Origin of the sequence: Paractinoplanes pyxinae (genome assembly GCF_026626335.1) — a bacterium.
Taxonomy (GTDB): Bacteria; Actinomycetota; Actinomycetes; order Mycobacteriales; family Micromonosporaceae; genus Actinoplanes; species Actinoplanes pyxinae.
The window spans coordinates 106364-127888 of sequence record NZ_JAPNTZ010000010.1 but is presented as its reverse complement, the minus strand read 5'-3'; the positions used below and the strand labels follow the sequence as shown (position 1 = coordinate 127888).

The following is a 21525-nucleotide window of genomic DNA, read 5'->3' as shown; positions in this document are numbered from 1 at the left end:
GTTCCATTCCAGTTATGAGTGAGGTCGTTCTTCGCGGATTCGGCTGGCGCCACGCCGGCCGGCGGGCCTGGGCCGTCCGCGACGTCGACCTGCACATCGCGCACGGCGAGCGGGTGCTGTTGCTCGGTCCCTCCGGGGCCGGCAAGAGCACCCTGCTCGCGGCGCTGGCCGGTCTGCTCGCCGAGGACTCGGGCGAGGCGGCCGGCACGATCGAGATCGACGGCCTGGATCCGCGTAAGGCCCGCGAGAACGCCGGCATCGTCTTCCAGGATCCGCAGACCCAGCTGGTGATGGCCCGCAGCGGCGACGACGTGGCGTTCGGCCTGGAGAACCGCGGGGTGCCGCCGGCCCAGATCTGGCCCTGGGTCAGCGACGCCCTCGACCGGGTCGGCTTCCCGTACCCGATCACCCGCTCGACGGCCGCGCTCTCCGGCGGCGAGGCGCAGCGGCTGGCCCTGGCCGGGGTGCTGGCGTTGCGGCCCGGTCTGCTGCTGCTCGACGAGCCGACCGCCAACCTCGACCCGGCCGGCGCCGACCTGGTGCGCGAGTCGGTGGGCGCGCTGCGGGACCAGACGATGATCCTGGTCGAGCACCGGGTGGCCGAGGCGCTGCCGCTGGTCGACCGGGTGGTGGTGCTCGAGCCGGGCGGCGGGGTGCGGGCCGACGGCACACCCGAGATGGTGTTCGCGGCGTACGGGGACAAGCTGGCCGACGAGGGCGTCTGGGTGCCCGGCTTCACGATCCCGCCACTGAAGTCGGCCGCGACGGCCGGTCCCGAACTCGTACGGGCCTCGGAAGTGGAAGTTAAGCAGCGCCTCGCTCCGGTGTCGTTGTCGGTGGGCGCGGGCGAGGTGCTGGCCGTGACCGGGCCCAACGGCGCCGGCAAGTCCACACTGGCCCTGGTGCTGGGCGGCCTGCTCGCCCCGACCGGCGGCCGGGTGTGCGGCTTCGGCGACGACAAACCGCCGCACCGGTGGCGGGCGGCCACCCTGACCGGCCGGATCGGCTCGGTCTTCCAGAACCCGGAACACCAGTTCGTCACGGCCCGGGTCGCCGACGAGCTGGCGGTCGGCCCGCGCCGGCTGGGCCGCTCGCCGGCCGAGGTGACCCGGATCGTCGACGACCTGCTCGAGCGGCTGCGTCTGAGCAAACTGGGGGCCGCCAACCCGTACACGCTCTCGGGTGGCGAGGCCCGCCGGCTGAGCGTGGCCACCGCGCTGGCCACCGCACCCCGCCTGCTGGTGCTGGACGAACCGACCTTCGGGCAGGACCGGCGCACCTGGATCGAGCTGGTGACACTGCTGGCCACGCTGCGCGACGACGGCCACGGCATCGTCGCCGTCACCCACGACGACGACTTCGTGCAGACCGTCGCCGACCGCACCCACCCGTTGGGCACCGCCCGCCTGCGCGACCCCCTCCCCCACCGGCGCCCCGGCGGGCATCCATGACCCTCGCCCTGCAACCCATCGCCGACCCGTCGGCGCCGCTGGCCCGCCGCAACCCGGTCGCCAAGCTGGCGGCCGCGCTGCTCTTCTCGCTGCCCCTGATCGCCACGCTCGACCCGCTGACGCCGGCCATCGCGCTGCTGATCGAACTGGCCGTCGTCCCCCTCTTCGGCGTGCGTTACTCCACTTTGGCCCGCCGCGCCTGGCCGCTGCTGATCGGAGCGTTCGGCCTGCTGGTCACGATGGTGCTGTTCGCCGCCGACCGCGGCGGCACGCTGCTGCTCGAGCTGGGCCCGTTCGACGTGACGACCGGCGTGCTGACGGCCGCGCTCGGCCTGATCCTGCGCCTGTTCGCCGTGGCCGTGCCCGGCGTGCTGGTCTTCGCCACCACCGACCCCACCGACCTGGCCGACGCCCTGGTGCAGAACGCCAAGGCCCCGGCCCGCTTCGCGATCGGCGCGCTGGCCGCCTTCCGCCTGCTGCCCCTGCTGGGCGCCGAATGGCAGATGCTGACGCTGGCCCGCCGGGCCCGGGGCATAGACGCCGGCCGCAACCCGTTCGCCGCCGTCCGCCTGTTCGTCTCGACCGCGTTCGCCCTGCTGGTCGGCGCCCTGCGCCGCGGCGGCCGCTTGGCCGTAGCCATGGATGCGCGCGGCTTCGACTCGGGCGCCCCTCGCACGTACGCCCGCAAGCAGGTCTTCCGTCAGGCCGACGCGATGCTGGTGATCGGCGCGGTGCTCCTGTCCGCCCTGACGCTGGCGACGACGATCGCCCTCGGCCTGTTCCGCCCCATCATCTGACTTTAGGCAGTAGTGGCGGGCAACGAGCCGTCGTTAGCCTGGCCGGATGCGGGGACGGCGGGAGTGGGTCACCGACGGGCTGCTCGGGCTGGTGCTCATCGCTCCGGTGCTGGCCAATCACCTGATGAGCGGCCGCGCGGCGGGGGTTCTGGGGGCTCTTGCGGTGGCCGGAGTTCTGGTGGCGACCATGCGGCGGTGGCCGGTGGTGGGCTGGCTGGTCGTGCTGCTGGGGACGCTCGCGGACGGGAACTTTGTGTTCGCGTTGCCGGTGATGAGCTATCTGGTCGGGCTGCGTACCGAGCGCATTCGCGCGGTTGCGGCGGCCTTCGTCGTGATCGCGGTCGGGGGCACCGCGCTCAACTTCGTTGTGCTCGGCACCAGCTTGGGCGAGTGGTTCTTCCTGGTCATGGCGCTGGTGGTGCTCGGCGTGTTTCCGTGGCTGGCCGGGCGGTACCGGGCCCAGCAGGCTCGGCTGATCTCGGCCGGGTGGGAGCGGGCGGCCCGGCTCGAGTACGAGCGCCGCATGGTGGAGCGGGAGGCGCGGCTGCGGGAGCGGGCCCGCATCGCGCAGGAGATGCACGACTCGCTCGGGCACGAGCTGAGCCTGATCGCGCTGAACGCGGGCGCGCTCGAGACCACGCCGGGACTCGGCGAGAAGCAGGGCGCGGCCGCCGGGCGGATCCGGGAATCGGCCGCCGCCGCCACCGACCGGCTGCGCGACATCATCGGGGTGCTGCGCGACGAGGACGAGCCGGCGCCGGTCGAGCCCGCCGGCGAATCGATCGAGGCTTTGGTGGCCCGGTCGCGCGAGGCCGGCATGACGATCGCCCTGGAACGGGAGGGCGAGCCGCCGGCCGTGGCCTATCACGTCGTGCGGGAGGCTCTGACCAACGCCAGCGTGCATGCGCCGGGCGCCGGCGTGCGAGTCGCGCTCAGCGGCCGGGCGGTCGAGGTGACGAGTGCGCCGGGCAATCGAACCCGGGTGCGCGAGACCACGGGGCTCGGCTTGATCGGGTTGACGGAACGCGTACGACTGGCGGGCGGGACCCTGACCGCCGAGCGCACGCCCGACGGGAGTTTCCGGACGGCCGCCACCATCGACCACGCCGCGCCGGCCGAACCGTCGGTCACGACGGAACTGCACGACGCGCGCCGCCGCACCCGCCGCAGCCTGGCCGCCGCGATCCTCACCCCACTCGTGCTGGCCGTCGTCACCGCGGTCGGCTACTACCCGTTCGCCGTGGCCGGCTCGGTGCTGGACGAGGCCACGTTCGACAGCATCCCCGGCAACGCGTCACGGGCCGACCTGATCGACGTCCTGCCCGCCCGGCAGACGCCCGGCGACAAGCCCCAGGGCTGCGAGCTCTACACCGACGGCAACTTCCCGATGGCCGGCCCCACCTACCAGCTGTGCTTCTCGGGCGGCCGCCTGACCAGCAAGGAGCGGCTGCGGTGAAGGTGCTGATCGCCGACGACGAGGCCATGATCAGGGCCGGCATCCGGGCCATCCTCGACAACGACGGCGGCATCGAGGTGGTCGGCGAGGCCGCGGACGGGATCGAAGCGGTCGAGATGGTACGGCGGCACCGGCCCGCGGTCGTGCTGCTCGACATCCGGATGCCGCGCCGCGACGGATTGTCGGCCGCAGCCGAGATCCGCCGGCTGACGCCGGAGACCGGGGTGCTCGTGCTGACCACCTTCGGCGAGGACGAGTACATCGTGCGGGCCATCGCGGCCGGGGCGGCCGGCTTTTTGCTCAAGTCGAGCGACCCGCGGGAGCTGACCGCGGCCATCCGGGCCGTGGCGGCGGGGGCGGCCTATCTCTCGCCGCGGGTGGCCCACCGGGTCATCACCGAACTGGCCGGGGCGCGGCTGGGCGCCGGGGCCGCCGCACGGTCCAAGGTGGACGCCCTCACCGACCGCGAGCGCGAGGTGCTGTCGCTGATCGGTGAGGGCCTGTCCAATGCGGAGATCGGGCGGCGGCTGTTCCTCGTCGAGGGCACCGTGAAGGCGTACGTGAGCAGCCTGCTGAGCCGGCTGGGCGTCCGCAACCGGGTGCAGGCGGCGATCGTCGCCTACGAGGCCGGGCTGCTCTAGGCGTCGCGGCGGTTCAACTCGCGCGCGCCGATGACGAACGCGGCGACCGCCCACGCCGTCACGATCAGCAGTCCCGCGTACGAGTTCCCGGTCAGGAACCGCTCGCCGGCCACCCCGGGCATCGCGTCCGCGACCGCGTTGAGGGCACCCACATCCGGAATCTGCAGCAGCGGCGGCACCACGACGATCAGCATCAGCAGCACGACAAGAGTGACCACCGGGCCGCGCAACGCCGCGCCCAGACCGACCGCGAACACGCCGAGCAGCGCGAGATACAACCCCATCTTCGGAGCAGTGGCGCCCAGCGAACCGTCGTCCAGGATCGCGGCCGCGACGAGCGTGCCCACGAAGCCGACGACCGTGCCGGCCACAAGCGTGACCGCCGCGACCACCACGCTCTTGGCCAGCAGCAGCCGGGGCCGCGACGGGGTCCAGGTGAACGTGGCCCGGATCGTGCCGGCCGAGTACTCGCCGGTCATCACTGTCGCGGCCAGGGCGACGAAGGCCAGCTGGGCGAAGCTCAGGCCGAGCGCGGCGACCTCGGCGGCCGACGTCGCGTCGATGTCGCCGTTCCTGGCGTAGAGCGCGTACTGCCCGGCGCCCGCGGCCATGAGCAGGAGCGCGGCGGTGAGCGCCCACCACACCGTCCGGGTGGTCCAGAGCTTGATCCATTCGGCGCCGATCGTGGCTCGCAGCATCGTCATCGCAGCGCGCTCCCCTCGGTCAGCGTGTAGTAGGCGTCCTCCAGCGAGGCGTGCCCGGCCAGGATCTCCTCGAGCGGCGCGTCGGCCAGCAGCCGCCCGTTCCCGATGACGATCAGGTGGTCGGCGGTCATCTGCATCTCGCTCAGCAGGTGGCTGGAGACGAGCACCGTACGGCCCTCGGCGGCCAGATCGCGCAGGAGTCCCCGGATCCAGCGCACCCCGTCCGGGTCGAGCCCGTTCACCGGCTCGTCCAGGATCAGCACCTCCGGGTCGCCGAGCAACGCGCCCGCGATCCCCAGCCGCTGTCCCATGCCGAGCGAGTAGGCGCCGGTCCGCTTGCGCGCCGCCTCGGTCAGGCCGGTCAGCTGCAACACCTCGTCGACCCGGGCGGCCGGGATCGCGTTGCTGCGGGCCATCGCGAGCAGGTGGTTCCTTCCCGTACGCCCGGGGTGCGCGGCCTTCGCCTCGAGCACCGCCCCGATCGTGCGCAACGGCCACGCGTACGAGAAATAGGGGCGTCCGTCGAGAAGCGCCCGCCCCGACGTCGGCCGGTCCAGCCCGAGGATCATGCGCAGCGTGGTCGACTTGCCGGCGCCGTTGGGCCCGAGGAACCCGGTGACCCGGCCCGGCCGCACCCGCAGATCGAGCCCGTCGACCGCCACGGTGGCGCCGAATCTCTTCGTCAGTTGCTCCAGGGTTATCAGCATGTGCCGGACGGTAGAACCGCAGGTGCCGACGCCGCCCGACCCTAACGGCAGTCGCGCGTACTGACGAAAGTCATGTTCGATACACGGGCCGTTGATCTACCGCCGCGAATGTGTGCTGGAGTCCGCATGCATCGAACTGCAGGAGATCACCGATATGGGTCACGGCCACGACCATCACCACGACCACGAGCACGAGACCGCCGGCGCTGACGTTCCCGCCGCCCTCGACATGAGCATCCCGGACAGCGAGCTCTCGCCGTCCGACGTCTCCCGCCGCGGCTTCCTGCGCGGCGCCGGCCTGCTCGGCGCCGGCGCGGCCGCCTCCGTGCTGGCCACGCCGTCGGCCGCCCAGGCCGCGGGTCTGCCGCACAGCCACGGCCCGGCCGGCGGTGGCACCGACAAGGGCGGCTTCAAGTGGCTCTCCGGTGACCACCACATCCACACCCAGTACAGCTCGGACGCCCAGTACCGGGTGATCGACCAGGCCAAGCACGGCCGCGCGTTCGGCCTCGACTGGGTCGTCATCACCGACCACGGCAGCGCCACCCACGCCAAGATCGGCGTCGACCTGGTCAACCCGGACATCCGCAAGACCCGCGACGAGCTGCGCGACCTGCTCACCTTCCAGGGCCTGGAGTGGAACATCCCGGGCGCCGAGCACGCGACCGTGTTCGTGACCCCGAGCAAGAACGAGGTCGAGGTCCTCAAGAAGTTCGAGCAGAACTACGACGGCTCGCTGCTGCCCGCCACCAACACCAACGAGCAGAACGAGGCGGCCGCGATCGCCGGCATCAAGTTCCTCGCCTCGCAGGTGAAGGCGCGCAAGGTGGACGGCGCCCTGTTCTTCGCCAACCACCCGGCCCGTCGCGGCATCGACTCGCCGCACGAGATCCGCAACTGGCGCGACGCCGACCCGACCGTCGCCGTCGGCTTCGAGGGCGCGCCCGGCCACCAGGCCGCGGGCATCCCCGCCCCGAACGGCCGCGGCGGCGCCCGCGGTTACTACGACAACAACCCGTCGGCCGCCTCGTACCAGGGCTACCCGCTCGAGAGCTACCGCACCTGGGGCGGCTTCGACTGGATGACCGCCACCGTCGGCGGTCTCTGGGACAGCCTGCTGTCCGAGGGCAAGGCCTGGTGGATCACGGTCAACTCGGACTCGCACGTCAACTACCTGGACCAGTCGGACCGGGGCCCGGACAGCAACTTCGAGGTCAACGGCCGCTACAACGACCCGGTCTACACGGGCAAGACGCTGACCACGGCGGGCGACTTCTGGCCCGGCTTCTACGGCCGCACCACGGTCGGCGCCTCCTCGTGGGGCTACAAGCAGGTCATGGACGGCCTGCGCGCCGGCCGCGTCTGGGTCGACCACGGCCGCCTGATCAAGAGCCTGGACGCCCGCGTCCGGGTGGCCGGCGACCGTCGCGGCTTCTCGGGCACCCCGCTCGGCGGCGTCGTGCACGTCAAGCGCGGCACCACCACCGAGATCACCCTCGACATCGACCTGCAGGACGTGCCCAACTGGGCGCAGTTCATCCCGGTGCTCAAGCGGGTCGACGTCATCGTCGGCACGGTCACCGGCCCGGTCGCCGACAAGGACTCGTTCAAGGCCCCCGACACCAAGGTGGTCAAGTCCTTCGAGATCAGCAAGAAGACCGGCAAGGTGTCGATCAGCTACTCGTTCGGCCGCCTCGACAAGCCGTTCTACGTGCGGGTGCGCGGCACCGACGGCAACCGCACGCAGCCCGGCCTGATGGGCCCCGGCGTCGACCCGTACGGCCCCAAGCTGGACGTCGTCGGCGACGCCGACCCGTGGGGCGACCTGTGGTTCTACACCAACCCGATCTGGGTTCTGCCCAAGTGACCCTGTACCGCTCGACCCCCGTCGGGGTCTCGCTGGGGCACCGGGAGGTGAGCGCCGCGGATCACTGGATCCTGTCGCTCGACCCGGTGCCGTCACTGGCCTGCACGCACCTGGTCGGCTCGCCGTTCCCGCACGTGGCCATCAGCCTGGTCGGCGGGTTCGGCGAGACGCCGGCCGAGTTGCAGGCCGCCGCCGACGAGGCGGCGAGCGGGAAGTTCGGCCGGGCCGTCGTCTTCGGCGGCTCGTCCGAACTGACGGGCACGCTCACGGTGCAGGAAGTGCTCGACCGCAGCGCGATCGACCGGGTGGAGGTGCTGGGCTCCGGCGTGGCCGACCCGGCGTTGAAGCTCGACACGCGCGACTTCGTCCGGCCCCAGTTCCGGGACGGCGAACTCGTTCTGGTGACCATGCCCGCTGTGGGCGGGACCCTGGTGCCGTTCGAAACGCGGGATCCGACCCCCTGCTGCGCCGACCACGCCTAGCCCCTTCTCTACGCTGGGCCCGTGTCTCGTAACTCGCTGCAGTCCAAGCTCGCCGGGTCGCAGGGCGGGGTGATGCTGTTCAGCATCACCCCGCCGCGCCGCGCCACCGCCCCCGAGCGGGTCAAAGAGATCGCCGAGGTCACCGTGCGCCGGCTGTCCGGCCTGGACCTCGACGGTCTGATCCTCTACGACATCGACGACGAGTCCGACCGCGTCGCCGAGGAACGCCCGTTCCCGTACCTGCCGACGCTCGACCCGGCCGCGTATCACGCCGACCACCTCGGCGACTGGGACCGGCCCACGGTGATCTACCGCTGCGTCGGCAAATACACCGAGGACGACCTGCGCGGCTGGCTCGCCACGGCCGACACCTCGCGCACCCTGGGCGTCTTCGTCGGCGCGTCCTCCGGCGGCAAACCCGTGCAGACCTCGCTGCGCCGGGCTCAGCAACTGCACGCCGACGTGCGCCCGCTGCTGCCGCTCGGGGCCGTGGTGATCGGCGAGCGCCACGCCCGCCACGGCGACGAGCACCTGCGCATGCTGACCAAGCAGGAGCGCGGCTGTACGTTCTTCATCTCCCAGGTCGTGTACGACCTCAACGAGACGAAGAACCTGGTCTCCGACTACTTCTACGCGTGCCGCGAGGCCGGCATCACCCCGCGCCCGCTCATCTTCACGCTGTCGCTGTGCGGCTCGGCCAAGACGCTCGAGTTCCTGGGCTGGCTGGGCGTGCAGGTCCCGCCGTGGCTGGCCACCGAGCTGCTCGAGTCGCCCGATCCGCTGGCCACCTCCCGCCGCGAGGCCCTGGGCATCGCCGAAGACCTGAAAGCCTTCTGCGAACGCCTCGGCATGCCCTACGGCTTCAACATCGAAAGCGTCTCCATCCGCAAGGCCGAGATCGAGGCGTCGACCGAACTGGCCCGCGAGGTGTCAGCCCTGCTCCGTTCCTGACAGCCAGGCCAGATCCTCACCGCTCAGGCGAATGGCGCCGGCGGCGATGTTGTCCAGCAGATGCTGCTCGTCGCCGGTGCCGGGGATGGCTAGCACGTTGCTGCCCTGGTGGAGCGTCCAGGCCAGACGGACCTGGTGCTCGCTGACGTGGTGGGTTGCGGCTATTTCGCGTACGGCGTGATGGGTGTTGGCGGTTGGGCCGTCCTCACGTCCGGGGCCGGCGATGGCGAAGAATGGGACGAACGCGATGCCCCGCTCCTCCAGGATGCGGGGCATCGCCTCGTCCCGGCGCAGGTCGACGGCGAAACTGTTCTGGACGCAGACGAGCGGGGCGACCGCGGCGGCCTCGTCGATCTGGGCCAGGGTGGCGTTCGAGATGCCCAGGTGGCGGATCAGGCCCTCCTGCTGCAGGGCAGCCAGGGCCTCGAAGCGGGGGGCGACTGGCGCGGTGCGGCTGGTCAGGCGCAGGTTGACCAGGTCGAGGCGGTCCATGCCCAGCCGGCGCAGATTCTCCTCCACCTGAGTGCGCAGCTCGGCCGGTGTGGTGGCGGTTTCCCAGTCGCCGGTCGGCGTCAGGCCCGGGCCGACCTTCGTGGCGACAACCACATTGTCGTACGGGAAAAGGGCCTCTCGAATCAATTCGGTGGCATACCGTCGCGGGCCGCTGCCGCTGTCGATGATGCCGCCGGGGGTCACGTAGAAGGCGGCGGTGTCGATGTGGTCGACGCCGAGCTCGACGGCGCGGCGCAGGACGCGGATGGCGACGTCGCGATCGGGATTCGAGGTGAGCCGCATCGAGCCGAAGCCCATGCGGTTGATGACCTGATCGCCGAGCTTCCAGGTGCCGGCGGCGTGTGCGGTAGTCACGCCGGAACGCTAGGACGTTTTGGGAAGGCGGGCACTCGGCCGTCCGCTCGATACCGGTTTATACACACCTTTGCTAGCTTGTTAATCACGGAATGATGCGCGGGCAACCGAGGTTGTCGCCGTCATGACGACGATCGGATTCATCGGTAGCGGGAACATCGGCGGCACGGTGGCGCGGCTCGCGGTCGCGGCCGGCTACGACGTGGTGGTGAGCAATTCCCGCGGTCCCGAAACCCTGAGGGAATTTGTTGATGACCTCGGTGCGCACGCGAAGGCGGCGACCGCGGCCGAGGCAGCGGCGGCCGGCGACATCGTGGTGGTGAGCGTGCCGTTCAAGGCCTTCCCGCAGCTGCCGGTGGCCGAACTGGCGGGCAAGGTGGTGCTCGACACCAACAACTACTACCCGCAGCGCGACGGCAACTTCGAGGCACTGGACAAGGGCGAGAAGACCAGCGCGCAGCTCGAGCAAGAGGCGCTGGGCTCGGCGAAGGTGGTCAAGGTCTTCAACAACCTCTACTCGGGGCACCTGGCCAACCTGTCCCGCCCGGCCGGTGCGGCCGACCGCTCGGCCCTGCCCATCGCAGGCGACGACGCGGCCGCCAAGCAGACCGCAACGGAATTCCTCGACAAGATCGGCTACGACGCGGTCGACGCCGGAACCCTGGCCGACAGCTGGCGCCAGGAGCCGGGCACGCCGGTCTACGGCCCGCCCTACGGCGAGTACGGAGTTGAGGCCGGCACTCCCGCCAGCGCCGACCAGATTCGCCAGGCCCTGTCCGAAGCCAAGCGCTGACCTGGCAGTGCCCTAATCGATCGATCCCGGCTTCGCCACCCACTGGGTTGGCTGACCGGTGACGGCGGCGACCTGTTCGAAGTCAGCGTCGTAGTGCAGCAGCCCGAGACCGTGCCGCTGAGCGGTCGCCGCCGTCAGCAAGTCGATAGGTCCCGCCGACCGATGCGTTCCTCTCTCGATCATCGCCACCTGCACCTCGGCCGCCTGCTCGAAGACGTGCTGTGGCATCACCACCCAGCTGAACGTCTCGCGCAGCCTGGCCACTTGCTGCTTGTGGTCAGCCTTGGACCGCACTCCGAAGTAGTGCTCAAGCTCGGTAATAGCACAGACCGCAACAGCGCCGTCGCCGATAGAGTCGACGTAGTGGGCGAGCAGTTCTTGGCTACGGAGGATGCGAACCACCGCGCTGGTGTCGGCCAGATACTTGACGTCGTTCATCGGCGGTAGTTCCTCTTGTCGAGCATCTCGTCGAGCGCACCGCTCTGGGCTTCCTCTACCAGTTCGTCGAGGGCCTTCATGCGGCGAGCCCTTGCGACAGCCTCGCGAATTGCCGTGCTGACGGTCTCTTCGTTGGTCTCGGTGCCCAACTCCTTCGCGGCTTCGGCCAGCACTGCGGCGTCCACCTCCACTTGGATCTTTTCCACCAAGGTCTCCATCCGCTCCACTTCCCTTCACGGTAGCCCGGGTGCTTCATGCGCCTAGTTGATATGGGACAAGGCTAGTCACTCGACCATGAGGATGCAACATAGGTACATCTCGAATTCCTCGCGGGAGCGCGATCCTGTTCGCCTCACATCAGGCCGCGTCCCGATGCACCGTGAGCTGCACAAAGGTCGCGTGAGAGCGCTCTCATCCCTCCTCGTGTTCTCGATGAGACTGGCCGCCGGGGCTTGCCGGGAAGCGGGTCGGAACTGCGACTATGTGATCGTGCTGGTTGCTTTCTCTGTGACGCCGCTGGGCGTCGGTGACTCCGTCGGTGATCTCGTGGCCGAGGCGGTGCGCGTGGTGCGTGCCTCCGGGCTGCCCAATCGCACGGACGCCATGTTCACCACCATCGAGGGTGAGTGGGACGAGGTGATGGCCGTCGTGAAGCAGGCCGTCGACGCGGTGGCCGCGCACGCGCCCCGGGTCAGCGTCTCGCTCAAGGCCGACGTGCGTCCCGGCGTCACCGGTGCCCTCGACGCCAAGGTCGAGCACATCGAACGGGCCCTCAGCGAATGAGACGCCTGATCATGTGGGACATCGACTACACCCTGCTGCGAGGCGGCGGGGTCACGACGATGGCCTGGAAAGCCGCCTTCACCGAACTGACCGGCGTCGCCTGGCGCGAGACCCCGAACTTCGGCGGCCGCACCGACATGGACATCTGCGCCGAGGTCTTCGCCACGCACGGGGTCACCGACGGTTCGCCTGAGAAGTTCTTTCCCCTGTACGTGGCCCAGATCCACCGCGTCAAGCATCTGTTCGCCGAGCAGGGCGCCCTCATGCCCGGCGTACGCGAAGTGCTGGCCCGCCTCGGCGACGACCCCGAGGTCGTGCAGACACTGGTGACCGGCAACCACCCCGACGTGGCGGCGGCCAAGCTGGCCGCATTCGAGCTGACCGACGCGTTCGACGCCGAGGTCGGCGGCTACGGCACCGACGACAGCGTGCGCGCCACCCTGGTGCGGCGCAGCCTGGAACGGGCCGAGGCCAAATACAGCGAACCTTTCCGCCCGGTCGTCATCGGCGACACCGGCCACGACGTGACCGCCGCCCTGGCCAACGGCGCCTTCGCCGTGGCCGTGGCCACCGGCAAGGTCAAAATGGCCGACCTGGCCCTGGCCGGCGCCCACGCCGTGCTGCCCGACCTATCCGACGTGGACGCTACCGTCGACATCCTGCTCTCCGACGCTCAGACCCCACCGCCCGGCGGTTCCCGAGAGGGGCTGCAACACCGTCGGAGTTCAGTGGCTTAGCCAGACGCTCGGCTGGAGGCCCCAGGCCGAGCGTCATGCGCGGGCGTCCGCTGAGTTCGGCTGCGACAGTGGCCAGTCTTCGGGTGTGTGCTGGGCCATTGCTGCCGCGTTGGCACGGGCTGCGGGGGGTCACAGAAGTAGACCGGCATTCCCGGAGCAACCCCGGCCGAGAACGCCGCACCGCCTAGGTTCTGTCCCGCGGATCAGTCACCGGTGACAAGGCGTACTCGTCACGGGCGAACCGCCAAGCCCTACGTGGTAAGCGGATCCGCGCGACGATCCCGGAGCCCAACGATCAGATTGCCAACCGGAAACGCCGCGGCTCTCGGCGGCCGTCCAACCGCCTTCGACTCTGCCGCCTACCGCCATCGTAACCAGGTCGAACGCGGCTTCAACCGGCGCAAACACTGACGCGGACTGGCTACCAGATTCGACCGACTTGGCGTCAATTACCAAGCCACCGTCGACCTGGTCGAAATGCTCGACTGGCTACGCGCCGTCCCCGACGGACATGATCCGCGGGACAGAACCTAGTCGCACTTTGCTCGCGTTGCCGGGCCCGCTCGTAGGCCCGGCGCGACGTCCTCGCCTCGAGATGGCGCCACTCGTAGCCGGTCCGCTGCTCCACACCCACATCGGCACGCTTCCGTGGTGCCGACGCCCCGAGCCAGCGAAGCGAAGCCGTCAGGGCACTTGCAGTTCGGGCGGGAAACCCGTCCAGCGCAACTCGGCCGGCAGGTGGGTCAGGTCGTTGAAGACCAGGGGTGACACCGGGACGCCCGGGTTCGAGCTCCAGCGCAGCACGGTCACGCCGGTGTTGGCCGAGTTGAGCGCGGCCCACCGGGCGGCCGGCGCGTCGAGCACGGCGCGCACGAACCAGCCGATCTGGAACATGTGGGTGATGCACAGCTCGTCGGCCGGTGGGTCGGCGAAGCGCGCCACCATCGCCTCGGCGGCAGCGGGGTCGTCGGTGGGGTCGGAGTCGGTCAGTTCGCCGGCCGCCACGACCGGGACCCCGGGCAGGGCGGCGGACACGATCGAGGCGGTCTCGACCGCGCGCGGGAGCGGGCTGTGGCTGATGCGCTTGATGCCGGCGCCGGCCAGGCGCTCGCCGAGCAGCGCGGCCTGCCGCCGGCCGGCTTCCGTCAGCCCCATCTCGTCGGGCCGCGCCTCGGCGTGCCGCGCCAGCCAGAGGCGGCTCACGTCGGGCTGACCGGGTTGGGGACGGCGCCGCCGAAGCGGCGGTCTCGGCTGGCGTAGAGCTCGCAGGCGTACCACAGGTGGCGGCGGTCGAAGTCGGGCCAGAGGGTGTCGAGGAAGACCAGTTCGGCGTAGGCCGACTGCCAGAGCAGGAAGTTCGACGTACGCTGCTCGCCCGAGGGCCGCAGGAAGAGATCGACCTCGGGCACCTCGGGGTGGTAGAGGTACTTCGCGATCGTCTTCTCGTTGACCTTGCCGGGGTCGAGCTTGCCCGCCGCCACGTCGCGGGCGATGGCGGCCGTGGCGTCGGCGATCTCGGCCTGGCCGCCGTAGTTGACGCAGAACTGCAGGGTGAGCTTCTTGTTCTTCTGCGACATCTGCTCGGCCGTCTCGAGCTCGCTGATCACGCTCTTCCAGAGCCGGCCCCGGCGGCCCGACCACACCACCCGGACGCCCAGGTCGACCAGCTGGTCGCGGCGGCGGCGGATGACGTCGCGGTTGAAGCCCATGAGGAAGCGCACCTCTTCGGGCGACCGCTTCCAGTTCTCGGTCGAGAACGCGTACGCCGAAAGATAGGGAATGCCGAGCTCGATGGCGCCTTCGATGGTGTCGAACAGCGAGTACTCGCCCTGTTCGTGACCCTTGGTGCGGGACAGGCCGCGTTCCTTGGCCCAGCGGCCGTTGCCGTCCATGACCAGCGCCACATGCTTGGGCAGCGCGGCCTTGGGCAGCTCGGGCGGCTTCACCCCGCTGATGTGCGGGGTGGGTGGACGCGGCGTCATGGGTTCTCCCGTCGATCGACCAGCGGCAGCGAGCGCAGCGCCCGCTCCATGTGCCATTGCAGGTGGGCGGCGACCAGCCCGCTGCACTCGCGGCGCACCGGGGCCTCGGAGGCGTCGGCCACCGCCCAATCGCCCACGGTGAGCGCGCTCATCAGGCCGATCGTGGCCGGGCTGGGGTGGGCCGCGCCGGGCGGACGGCAGTCGGGGCAGACCGCGCCGCCGGCCGGCACCGAGAAGGCGCCGTGCTGCCCGGGGGTGCCGCAGACCGCGCACTCGGTGATGGCGGGCGCCCAACCGGCCACGGCCATGCCGCGCAGCAGGTAGGCGTCGAGCACCAGGCTGCCCGCGTGCTCGCCCTTGGCCAGGGCCTTGAGCGCGCCCAGGGTGAGCTGGAACAGGCGCAGCGAGGGCTCCCGCTCGACCGGGGTCAGCCGCTCGGCCGTCTCGGCGATCGCGCTGGCCGCCGTGTAGCGCGGGTAGTCGCCCAGGAAGTCCTTGCCGTAGAGCGCCACCGCCTCGACCTGGCTCACCGAGTGCAGGCTGCTGCCGACCCCCTCGGGCGAGCCGGCCAGCTGCAGGTCGATGTGGCCGAACGGTTCCAGCCGGGCGCCGAAACGCGAGGTGGTGCGGCGTACGCCCCGGGCCACCGCGCGCAGCCGGCCGTGACGCCGGGTGAGCAGCGTGATGATGCGGTCGCTCTCGCCCAGCTTCTGCACGCGCAGCACGACCGCGTCGTCGCGGTAGAGGTGGCGGCGGTATCCGGACCCAGGCACCCAGCCATTCTGCCTCGTCCGCGCGACCGACCCTGACCCGGATCTCAGGGTCATCTAGGGGGCCGGTCAGTGACAGGACCGATGGTGCTCGCCCGGCCGCCGGCAATAGCGTCGTCACCATGACCACGACACTCACCCGGCGCGCCGGAGCCCTCGTCCTCATCGCCGCGACGACGGCGGCCACCCTGACCGGGTGCGCCGGGGTGCTCGGGGCGAAAATGACGTACGAGGACACCGAGAAGACCAAGATCACCGAGATCCGCCTCGACGGCGGGGCCGGCGACGTCTCGATCCGCACCGCCGCGGTCACCGAGACTACCGTCAAGCGGATCATCCGGCGCAGCGGCGACCCCGGCGAGTCCTACAAGCTCGACGGCAGCACGATGGTCATCGACGCCTCGTGCGGTCACAACTGCTCTTTGTCGTACGAGATCCTCGCCCCGGCCGGGGTCAAGGTGAGCGGCGAGCTCGACTCGGGCAACGTCGCGTTCGACTCGGTCGGCGACACCGACGTGAAGCTGACCTCGGGCGACGTCATCGTGGCCGAGCCGGCCGGCGCGGTCAAGCTGCGCGGCACGTCGGGCAACATCCGGGTCGTCAACGCCAAGAAGCCGGTCGAGGTGCAGCTGACCTCGGGCGACATCGAGGCCATGGACATCGCCGCCCCGGTCAAGCTCAAGGTGACCTCGGGCAACATCGACGCGGTGCTGACCACGGCCAATTCGGTGACCGCGCAGACCACCAGCGGCGACGTGCACGTGCAGGTGCCCGAGGGCAGCTACAAGGTGAGCGCCACCACCGGCTCGGGCGACAAGGACGTACAGGGAATCGTCGACGACCCGACGGCCAAGAACGAGATCAACCTGCGCACGGCGAGCGGAAATGCGGTAGTCATCGGGGCATGAGTTTCTATCTGCCCCTCGGCGACGACGAGTTCCGCCCCACCCGGTCGACCGAGAGCCCCTGGGACACCGAGATGCAGCACGGCGGCCCGCCCGCCGCGCTGCTGGGCCGGGTGCTCACGGTGGCCGGGCTGCGTCTGGCCCGCATCTCGGTCGACTTCCTGGGCCCGATCCCCCGCCGCGACTTCCGGGTCGAGGCGTCGCCGATCAAGCCGGGCCGGCTGACCACGCTCAACGAGGCCCGCATGGTCGTCGACGGGCGGGTCGCGGTGACGGCCCGAGCCTGGCACATCGCTCCCGGCCCGCAGCCCCCGATCAGCACACCGGTCGACCACGCCGACCCGCTGCCCGAGGGCGACGGCAGCGTGGGCTTCCCGAACTTCGACGGCTGGGGCTACGGCGAGGCGATCGAGTGGCGGACGACCAAGGGCGAGCTGGGCGTGGCCGACGGCGAGACGCACGTCTGGACGCGCGTCCGGATGCCGCTCGTCGAGGGGCAGCCGATCGACGGGCAGGACCGGGCGCTGATCGTGGCCGACTCGGCGAACGGGATGTCGGCGGTGCTGCCGATGGACAAGTGGCTGTCGATCCCGCCCACCATGACGACCACGCTGCTGCGCCCGGCCAACGGTGAGTGGGTGCACCTGGCCTGCCGGACCGCCCTGAGCGCCGACGGGCTGGGGCTGACCACTGGCGAGCTGTACGACTTCGAGGGCGGCGTCGGGCAGGTCAGTCAGCCCTTGGTGATCCGCTCCCGCTGAGGGAACGCGGCGCCGGCCGGGGCCGGGGAGATCGGGGCGACGCGGCGGGTCCGGCCGGGGATCAGCGACGGGCGGCGGCCGGCCGAGATGTCCTCGACCCAGCCGACCAGCAGCACCACGATGGTCAGCAGCACCGTCACCACGGCCAGGCGCCACGAGATGCCGACCCAGCCGTGCACGGGCAGGCCGGTCGCCTCGGCGAAGCGGACCACGATGATGATCAGCGGCACGTGCCACAGATAGATCGACAGTGCCCGCGCGTTGAGCACCGTGAGAATCCGGTTCGAGGCGATCCGCGGCGAGAAGCCGAGCACGACCAGGATGAAGGCGGCCGACCAGAGCGCGTTGGCCAACGGGATGTCGTTGAGGTCGTAGCCGCGCGGACCCGGGTGGGTCAGCGCCCAGGTCGCCCCGGCGGTGGCCAGCACCCCGGCGATCCACCAGCGGTAGCGCGCCAGGAAGCCCTGGCGGCCCGACAGCATTCCGTCGTGGTGGGCGAACCCCAGGAGCCAGGCGCCGCCGTAGAGGGCCAGGTCCCTCGGTACGGCGTGGGGCTGAGCGCCCGAGAAGGTGATCAGGGCCAGGGCCACGTACGGGAGGGAAAGGGTGGCCAGCGGGAACCGCCGGAACAGCGGCAGCAGCAGCGGGGACAGCAGGACGAACCACAGGAAGTCGCGCAGGTACCACATCGCGGCCAGACCCTCGAGCCAGAAGCCCTCGGCCGGCGGATCCTCGATCGGGAACGCCCACAGCAGCACCTGCCAGTTCCAGGCCATGCCGTCGAGCAGCAGCATCATCGGCACGGCCACGGCGACCAGCACCCACAACGCCGGCAGCAGGCGGTGCAGGCGGCGCTCCACCGCGAACGGGCCGTAACGGTCGAGCGAGGCCGCCATCATCGAGCCGGCCAGCGCGAACATCACCGACATGGCCGGGAAGACAATGGTGAGAGCCACCCAGCCGGTCGAGTGATAGACCACGACCCGGACGGTTGCGGCGGCGCGCAGCAGATCCAGGTACCGGTTTCGCATAGGCTTTGTTGTTACCCAACTCGGCGCTAAGGTCGCAAACCGGCGTGAACTATCCCATAATCAATATATCGCGACGTTTAGATCTTCGGCGATCCGGCGAAAGCGATATCAGAAACCGAGTTTGCGCAGCTGACGAGGGTCACGTTGCCACTCTTTGGCGACCCGCACATGAAGATCGAGATACACGCGCGTGCCGAGCAGCTGTTCGATCTGCGCCCGGGCATTACTGCCGACCTCTTTGAGCCGCGCGCCCTTCGACCCGATCACGATCGACTTCTGGCTGTCGCGTTCCACATAAAGATCAGCGTAAATCTTGGTGACGCCGCCCTCGGCCATCATCTCTTCCACGAGCACCGCGATCGAGTGCGGCAACTCGTCGCGCACACCCTCGAGCGCCGCCTCCCGGATCAGCTCGGCGATCAGCACCTGCTCGGGCTCGTCGGTCAGCACGTCGTCCGGGTAGAGCTGCGGCGACTCCGGCAGATGTCTGACCAGCACATCCACCAGCGTGGCGACCTGATGCCCGGAGACCGCGCTGACCGGCACGATCTCGGCGAAGTCGTACAACTCGCTCACCGCGAGCAGATGCTTGGCCAGCGTCGCCGAGTCGACCAGGTCGACCTTGGTCACCACCGCGATCACCGTCGCCTTGAGCTCGGCCAGCTCCGACGAGATGAACCGGTCGCCCTTGCCCACCGGCTCGTCGGCCGGGAAGCAGACGCCGATCACGTCGACCTCGCTCCACACCTCGCGCACCAGGTCGTTCAGCCGCTCGCCGAGCAGCGTGCGCGGCCGGTGCAGACCAGGCGTGTCCACCAGCACGAGCTGCGCGTTCTCGCGGTGCACGATGCCCCGGATCACGTGCCGCGTCGTCTGCGGCTTGTTCGAGGTGATGGCGATCTTCTGCCCGATGATCGCGTTGGTCAGCGTGCTCTTGCCGGCATTGGGCCGCCCGACAAAGCACGCGAAACCGGCGCGATAGACGTCGTCCGGCGCTGCCGCGATCGTGGCTTCCTGATGCTTGTGCACGCGCTGACCGCTGGTCCCCTCGGCCGGCTTGCGGTCATCTCGAGCGGTCGCTCTCGCCGCCGGGCCGCTGGGGGCGCCGGCCTGTCGCAACCGCTGACTGTTCCGGGCGCCGCCGCGCTCCGGCAACGCCTCGCCATCAGCCCCGACCCGCTTCGGCCGTCGGTCGCGGGCTTCTCTTTGCGGCTTCTGGTCGCTGTTGGCGGTCACGTCGCGCTTTTTAGACGTACGAGTGACATCTTTCCCGCTTGCGTCGGTCGGCCCATCGCCTGCCCGCTGTGCCCGGGCGCCCGCGCGTCGGTTGGGCTCGCCGCCGGCTCTCGGATTTTCCCGCCGTCCTCCGGACGAGCTCTCGGTCCGCCGCGCCGCCCGCCTCTCCTGCCGCCGGAGTTCGTTCCGCTCCCCCGCCGTCAGCCGCCGCTCGCTCGCACCCGATGCGCCGGCGCCCGCGGTTCGGCCTGCGCCCGAGTCACCCGTCGAGCGTCCGGCCCGATCGGCACCCGCGGAACGTCCGGCTCGGTCGCTGCCGCCCCGCGCTGCCGCAGGCCGCTCCCCCGCGCGCGAAGCAGCACCGGCCGCGGCACCGGAGCCCTGAGCTGCGGATGCGGCTCCGCGGGTGCGGGGCTTGCGAGCCTTCGAGGGCTGGTTGTCGTCGGTCATGCTGTGACCGTGCCGCACAGGCTGCCGGTCGGGTCGGCCACGTGGATGGGGGCCGTGGCGGCCAGGTCGCGCACCGCCGCCTGGCCCGCGGGCTCGAGCGAAGCCGTCTCGGTGACCACCGCCGCCGCCTCGATGAGCTTGGCCCCCGACGCCACCGCCGACGCCACCGCCAGCTGCAGTGCCGTCACCGACAGGCTGGGCAGCGCCACCGTGGCCGCCGCGTACGTGCGGCCGTCCTGGTCGCGGACCGCCGCCCCCTCGGCCGCGCCGACCCGGGCGCGCGCGCTCCGGGCCAGGGTGACCAGCTTGGTGTCCTCGGCGCTCAACGTGTCCGTCTCAGGCATCGGCGGTCTGTTTCTCCTCGTTCTCGGTCGGGTTGTCGGCGGGGTTGGCGACGGCGGGCTCGGGCGGCTCGATGCGGCGCACCAGAACCGAGTCGATCCGGTTGCGCCGGCCGGTCGTGCCCTCGGCGACCAGGTGCAGGCCGCCGACGTCGACCGTAGCGCCCGGGATCGGCACCCGCCCCAGCGTCTGGGCCAGCAGGCCGCCGACCGTCTCGACCTCGTCGGCGGGCAGCTCGACCCCGAACTCCTCGCCCAGGTCCTCGATCGGCAGGCGGGCCGTGACGCGTACGGCGCCGTCCTCGAGGTGTTCCACCGGGGGCCGCTCGACGTCGTACTCGTCGGTGATCTCGCCGACGATCTCTTCCAGGATGTCCTCGATCGTGACCAGGCCGGCCGTGCCGCCGTACTCGTCGACCACGATCACCAGGTGGGTGCGGGCTGCCTGCATCTCGGACAGCAGGTCGTCGACGGGCTTCGACTCGGGCACGAAGGTGGCCGGCCGCATCAGGTCGGCCACCGCCTGCGCCGTCGACGCCGGGTCGCCGTTCTGCGTACGCCGAATAACGTCTTTCAGGTAGAGCACGCCGAGCACGTCGTCGACGCTCTCGCCGATCACCGGGATGCGCGAGAAGCCGGACCGCAGGAACAGGTAGAGCGCCTGCTGCAGGCTCTTCGAGGCCTCTATCCACACCATCTCGGTGCGCGGCACCATCACCTCGCGGGCGATCGTGTCGCCCAGCGCGAAGACCGAGTGGATCATCTCGCGTTCGCCGTGCTCGACGACGCCGCGCTGCTCGGCCAGGTCGACCAGTTCGCGCAGCTCGACCTGGCTGCCGAACGGCCCCTCGGGGAAGCCCTTGCCCGGGGTGACCGCGTTGCCGATGAGGATCAGCAGCGAGGCCAGCGGGTTGAGCACCTTGCCGAGCCAGCGCACGAGCGGCGCCGCGGCCTTGCCGACCGCGTACGCGTGCTGGCGCCCCACCGTGCGCGGCGCGACCCCGACCACGACGAAGCTGACCACCGTCATCGTGCCCGCGGTGACCAGCGCCGCCGTCCAGCCGATGCCCCAGCTGTCCACGGCGACCAGCGCGACCAGCGTGGTCGCGGTGAGCTCGCACAGCAGCCGCAGCAGCAACAGCAGGTTGAGGTGGCGCACCACGTTGGAGGCGACCGCGGCCAGCGCCGAGGCGCCCCGCTCGCCCTCGCGGGCCATTTCCGCCGCGCGGGCGGCCGAGACGCTGCCCAGGGCGGCGTCGGCCATCGAGGCGAGGCCGGCCAGGAACACCAGCAGCACCGCGAACACGATGAGCTGCACGTCGGGGAGGCCGGCCGAGGCCGGCGCGGCTGCTAGCAGATGGGCGGGGTCCACGGC

General features: G+C 70.8%; 23 protein-coding genes and 1 pseudogene. 12 read left to right on the top strand and 12 right to left on the bottom strand.

Features of this window, described 5'->3' with window-relative positions; genetic code table 11:
- Nucleotides 1-14: 14 nt before the first annotated feature.
- The 4 genes from OWR29_RS27670 to OWR29_RS27655 are packed head-to-tail and all read left to right on the top strand — an operon-like array spanning nt 15 to nt 4345.
- Complete coding sequence (locus tag OWR29_RS27670) at nt 15-1451, top strand: ABC transporter ATP-binding protein (protein WP_267566192.1); 1437 nt, start codon at nt 15-17, stop codon at nt 1449-1451.
- Nucleotides 1448-2248, top strand: a complete 801-nt coding sequence (locus tag OWR29_RS27665) for an energy-coupling factor transporter transmembrane component T family protein (protein ID WP_267566191.1) — start codon at nt 1448-1450, stop codon at nt 2246-2248. The genes OWR29_RS27670 and OWR29_RS27665 overlap by 4 nt, the downstream gene beginning before the upstream one ends.
- Before the next feature lie 46 nt (nt 2249-2294).
- Nucleotides 2295-3704, top strand: a complete 1410-nt coding sequence (locus tag OWR29_RS27660) for a sensor histidine kinase (RefSeq protein ID WP_267566190.1) — start codon at nt 2295-2297, stop codon at nt 3702-3704.
- The gene (locus tag OWR29_RS27655) at nt 3701-4345 is read left to right on the top strand and encodes a response regulator transcription factor (RefSeq protein WP_267566189.1); all 645 of its coding nucleotides are present in this window, start codon (nt 3701-3703) and stop codon (nt 4343-4345) included. The genes OWR29_RS27660 and OWR29_RS27655 overlap by 4 nt, the downstream gene beginning before the upstream one ends.
- On the opposite strand, the gene OWR29_RS27650 is transcribed toward OWR29_RS27655, so the two are convergent.
- Both OWR29_RS27650 and OWR29_RS27645 read right to left on the bottom strand, forming a co-directional pair.
- The gene (locus OWR29_RS27650) at nt 4342-5049 is read right to left on the bottom strand and encodes an ABC transporter permease (protein ID WP_267566188.1); all 708 of its coding nucleotides are present in this window, start codon (nt 5047-5049) and stop codon (nt 4342-4344) included. The genes OWR29_RS27655 and OWR29_RS27650 overlap by 4 nt on opposite strands.
- Nucleotides 5050-5105: 56 nt before the next feature.
- Nucleotides 5106-5753: pseudogene (locus OWR29_RS27645) on the bottom strand (ABC transporter ATP-binding protein); the annotation flags it as partial.
- A 115-nt stretch (nt 5754-5868) separates the two neighbouring features.
- On the opposite strand from OWR29_RS27645, the gene OWR29_RS27640 reads away from it, so the two are divergent.
- Genes OWR29_RS27640 through OWR29_RS27630 form a run of 3 tightly spaced genes read left to right on the top strand, consistent with a single transcriptional unit; the run spans nt 5869 to nt 9056 of the window.
- The gene (locus tag OWR29_RS27640) at nt 5869-7623 is read left to right on the top strand and encodes a CehA/McbA family metallohydrolase domain-containing protein (protein WP_267566186.1); all 1755 of its coding nucleotides are present in this window, start codon (nt 5869-5871) and stop codon (nt 7621-7623) included.
- On the top strand, nt 7620-8105 hold the full coding sequence (locus tag OWR29_RS27635; RefSeq protein ID WP_267566185.1) for a hypothetical protein: 486 nt from the start codon (nt 7620-7622) through the stop codon (nt 8103-8105). The genes OWR29_RS27640 and OWR29_RS27635 overlap by 4 nt, the downstream gene beginning before the upstream one ends.
- Before the next feature lie 21 nt (nt 8106-8126).
- On the top strand, nt 8127-9056 hold the full coding sequence (locus OWR29_RS27630) for a methylenetetrahydrofolate reductase (RefSeq protein ID WP_267566184.1): 930 nt from the start codon (nt 8127-8129) through the stop codon (nt 9054-9056).
- Here OWR29_RS27630 and OWR29_RS27625 read toward each other — a convergent pair.
- Nucleotides 9036-9923: an aldo/keto reductase gene (locus OWR29_RS27625; RefSeq protein WP_267566183.1), complete on the bottom strand. Its 888-nt coding sequence runs from the start codon at nt 9921-9923 to the stop codon at nt 9036-9038. The two genes, OWR29_RS27630 and OWR29_RS27625, sit on opposite strands and share 21 nt — an antisense overlap.
- 124 nt (nt 9924-10047) lie before the next feature.
- Here OWR29_RS27625 and OWR29_RS27620 point away from each other — a divergent pair, with 124 nt between their 5' ends.
- Nucleotides 10048-10716, top strand: coding sequence for an NADPH-dependent F420 reductase (locus tag OWR29_RS27620; protein ID WP_267566182.1), 669 nt, complete (start codon nt 10048-10050; stop codon nt 10714-10716).
- 12 nt (nt 10717-10728) lie between these two features.
- Here the strand turns inward: OWR29_RS27620 and OWR29_RS27615 are convergent, their stop codons facing one another.
- Both OWR29_RS27615 and OWR29_RS27610 read right to left on the bottom strand, forming a co-directional pair.
- The gene (locus OWR29_RS27615) at nt 10729-11154 is read right to left on the bottom strand and encodes a PIN domain nuclease (RefSeq protein ID WP_267566181.1); all 426 of its coding nucleotides are present in this window, start codon (nt 11152-11154) and stop codon (nt 10729-10731) included.
- Nucleotides 11151-11372, bottom strand: coding sequence for a DUF2191 domain-containing protein (locus OWR29_RS27610; RefSeq protein WP_267566180.1), 222 nt, complete (start codon nt 11370-11372; stop codon nt 11151-11153). The genes OWR29_RS27615 and OWR29_RS27610 overlap by 4 nt, the downstream gene beginning before the upstream one ends.
- Nucleotides 11373-11637: 265 nt before the next feature.
- Here OWR29_RS27610 and OWR29_RS27605 point away from each other — a divergent pair, with 265 nt between their 5' ends.
- Together OWR29_RS27605 and OWR29_RS27600 are read left to right on the top strand one after the other, a co-directional pair.
- On the top strand, nt 11638-11937 hold the full coding sequence (locus OWR29_RS27605) for an MTH1187 family thiamine-binding protein (protein WP_267566484.1): 300 nt from the start codon (nt 11638-11640) through the stop codon (nt 11935-11937).
- On the top strand, nt 11934-12674 hold the full coding sequence (locus OWR29_RS27600) for an HAD family hydrolase (RefSeq protein ID WP_267566179.1): 741 nt from the start codon (nt 11934-11936) through the stop codon (nt 12672-12674). The genes OWR29_RS27605 and OWR29_RS27600 overlap by 4 nt, the downstream gene beginning before the upstream one ends.
- Before the next feature lie 684 nt (nt 12675-13358).
- Here the strand turns inward: OWR29_RS27600 and OWR29_RS27585 are convergent.
- Genes OWR29_RS27585 through recO form a run of 3 tightly spaced genes read right to left on the bottom strand, consistent with a single transcriptional unit; the run spans nt 13359 to nt 15429 of the window.
- Nucleotides 13359-13877, bottom strand: a complete 519-nt coding sequence (locus OWR29_RS27585; RefSeq protein ID WP_267566178.1) for a phosphoglycerate mutase family protein — start codon at nt 13875-13877, stop codon at nt 13359-13361.
- Nucleotides 13874-14656 carry an isoprenyl transferase gene (locus OWR29_RS27580; RefSeq protein WP_267566177.1) on the bottom strand — a complete coding sequence of 261 codons (783 nt, stop codon included), beginning with the start codon at nt 14654-14656 and terminating at the stop codon, nt 13874-13876. Before OWR29_RS27580 ends, OWR29_RS27585 begins: the two co-directional genes overlap by 4 nt.
- Nucleotides 14653-15429, bottom strand: a complete 777-nt coding sequence (recO, locus tag OWR29_RS27575; protein ID WP_267566176.1) for a DNA repair protein RecO — start codon at nt 15427-15429, stop codon at nt 14653-14655. The genes OWR29_RS27580 and recO overlap by 4 nt, the downstream gene beginning before the upstream one ends.
- 119 nt (nt 15430-15548) lie before the next feature.
- On the opposite strand from recO, the gene OWR29_RS27570 reads away from it, so the two are divergent.
- Together OWR29_RS27570 and OWR29_RS27565 are read left to right on the top strand one after the other, a co-directional pair.
- Entirely contained in the window at nt 15549-16334 is a 786-nt protein-coding gene (locus tag OWR29_RS27570) for a DUF4097 family beta strand repeat-containing protein (RefSeq protein WP_267566175.1), read from the top strand.
- Entirely contained in the window at nt 16331-17092 is a 762-nt protein-coding gene (locus OWR29_RS27565) for a thioesterase family protein (RefSeq protein WP_267566174.1), read from the top strand. The genes OWR29_RS27570 and OWR29_RS27565 overlap by 4 nt, the downstream gene beginning before the upstream one ends.
- On the opposite strand, the gene OWR29_RS27560 is transcribed toward OWR29_RS27565, so the two are convergent.
- The 4 genes from OWR29_RS27560 to OWR29_RS27545 form a co-directional block, all read right to left on the bottom strand.
- A complete protein-coding gene (locus OWR29_RS27560) occupies nt 17065-18123 on the bottom strand; it encodes an acyltransferase family protein (RefSeq protein ID WP_267566173.1) in 1059 nt (352 codons plus the stop codon). The genes OWR29_RS27565 and OWR29_RS27560 overlap by 28 nt on opposite strands.
- 108 nt (nt 18124-18231) lie before the next feature.
- Entirely contained in the window at nt 18232-19128 is an 897-nt protein-coding gene (era, locus tag OWR29_RS27555; protein WP_267566483.1) for a GTPase Era, read from the bottom strand.
- 677 nt (nt 19129-19805) lie between these two features.
- The gene (locus OWR29_RS27550; protein ID WP_267566172.1) at nt 19806-20153 is read right to left on the bottom strand and encodes a cytidine deaminase-like protein; all 348 of its coding nucleotides are present in this window, start codon (nt 20151-20153) and stop codon (nt 19806-19808) included.
- Complete coding sequence (locus OWR29_RS27545) at nt 20146-21522, bottom strand: hemolysin family protein (protein WP_267566171.1); 1377 nt, start codon at nt 21520-21522, stop codon at nt 20146-20148. Before OWR29_RS27545 ends, OWR29_RS27550 begins: the two co-directional genes overlap by 8 nt.
- Nucleotides 21523-21525 lie beyond the last annotated feature (3 nt).

Excerpts from the sequence above, each read along its gene's own strand:
- OWR29_RS27670 (WP_267566192.1), top strand. The coding sequence starts at position 15 with ATGAGTGAGGTCGTTCTTCGCGGATTCGGCTGGCGCCACGCCGGCCGG.
- OWR29_RS27665 (WP_267566191.1), top strand. The coding sequence starts at position 1,448 with ATGACCCTCGCCCTGCAACCCATCGCCGACCCGTCGGCGCCGCTGGCC.
- OWR29_RS27660 (WP_267566190.1), top strand. The coding sequence starts at position 2,295 with ATGCGGGGACGGCGGGAGTGGGTCACCGACGGGCTGCTCGGGCTGGTG.
- OWR29_RS27650 (WP_267566188.1), bottom strand. The coding sequence starts at position 5,049 with ATGACGATGCTGCGAGCCACGATCGGCGCCGAATGGATCAAGCTCTGG.
- OWR29_RS27620 (WP_267566182.1), top strand. The coding sequence starts at position 10,048 with ATGACGACGATCGGATTCATCGGTAGCGGGAACATCGGCGGCACGGTG.
- OWR29_RS27615 (WP_267566181.1), bottom strand. The coding sequence starts at position 11,154 with ATGAACGACGTCAAGTATCTGGCCGACACCAGCGCGGTGGTTCGCATC.
- OWR29_RS27610 (WP_267566180.1), bottom strand. The coding sequence starts at position 11,372 with ATGGAGACCTTGGTGGAAAAGATCCAAGTGGAGGTGGACGCCGCAGTG.
- OWR29_RS27600 (WP_267566179.1), top strand. The coding sequence starts at position 11,934 with ATGAGACGCCTGATCATGTGGGACATCGACTACACCCTGCTGCGAGGC.
- OWR29_RS27580 (WP_267566177.1), bottom strand. The coding sequence starts at position 14,656 with ATGACGCCGCGTCCACCCACCCCGCACATCAGCGGGGTGAAGCCGCCC.
- OWR29_RS27570 (WP_267566175.1), top strand. The coding sequence starts at position 15,549 with ATGACCACGACACTCACCCGGCGCGCCGGAGCCCTCGTCCTCATCGCC.
- OWR29_RS27565 (WP_267566174.1), top strand. The coding sequence starts at position 16,331 with ATGAGTTTCTATCTGCCCCTCGGCGACGACGAGTTCCGCCCCACCCGG.
- OWR29_RS27560 (WP_267566173.1), bottom strand. The coding sequence starts at position 18,123 with ATGCGAAACCGGTACCTGGATCTGCTGCGCGCCGCCGCAACCGTCCGG.
- OWR29_RS27550 (WP_267566172.1), bottom strand. The coding sequence starts at position 20,153 with ATGCCTGAGACGGACACGTTGAGCGCCGAGGACACCAAGCTGGTCACC.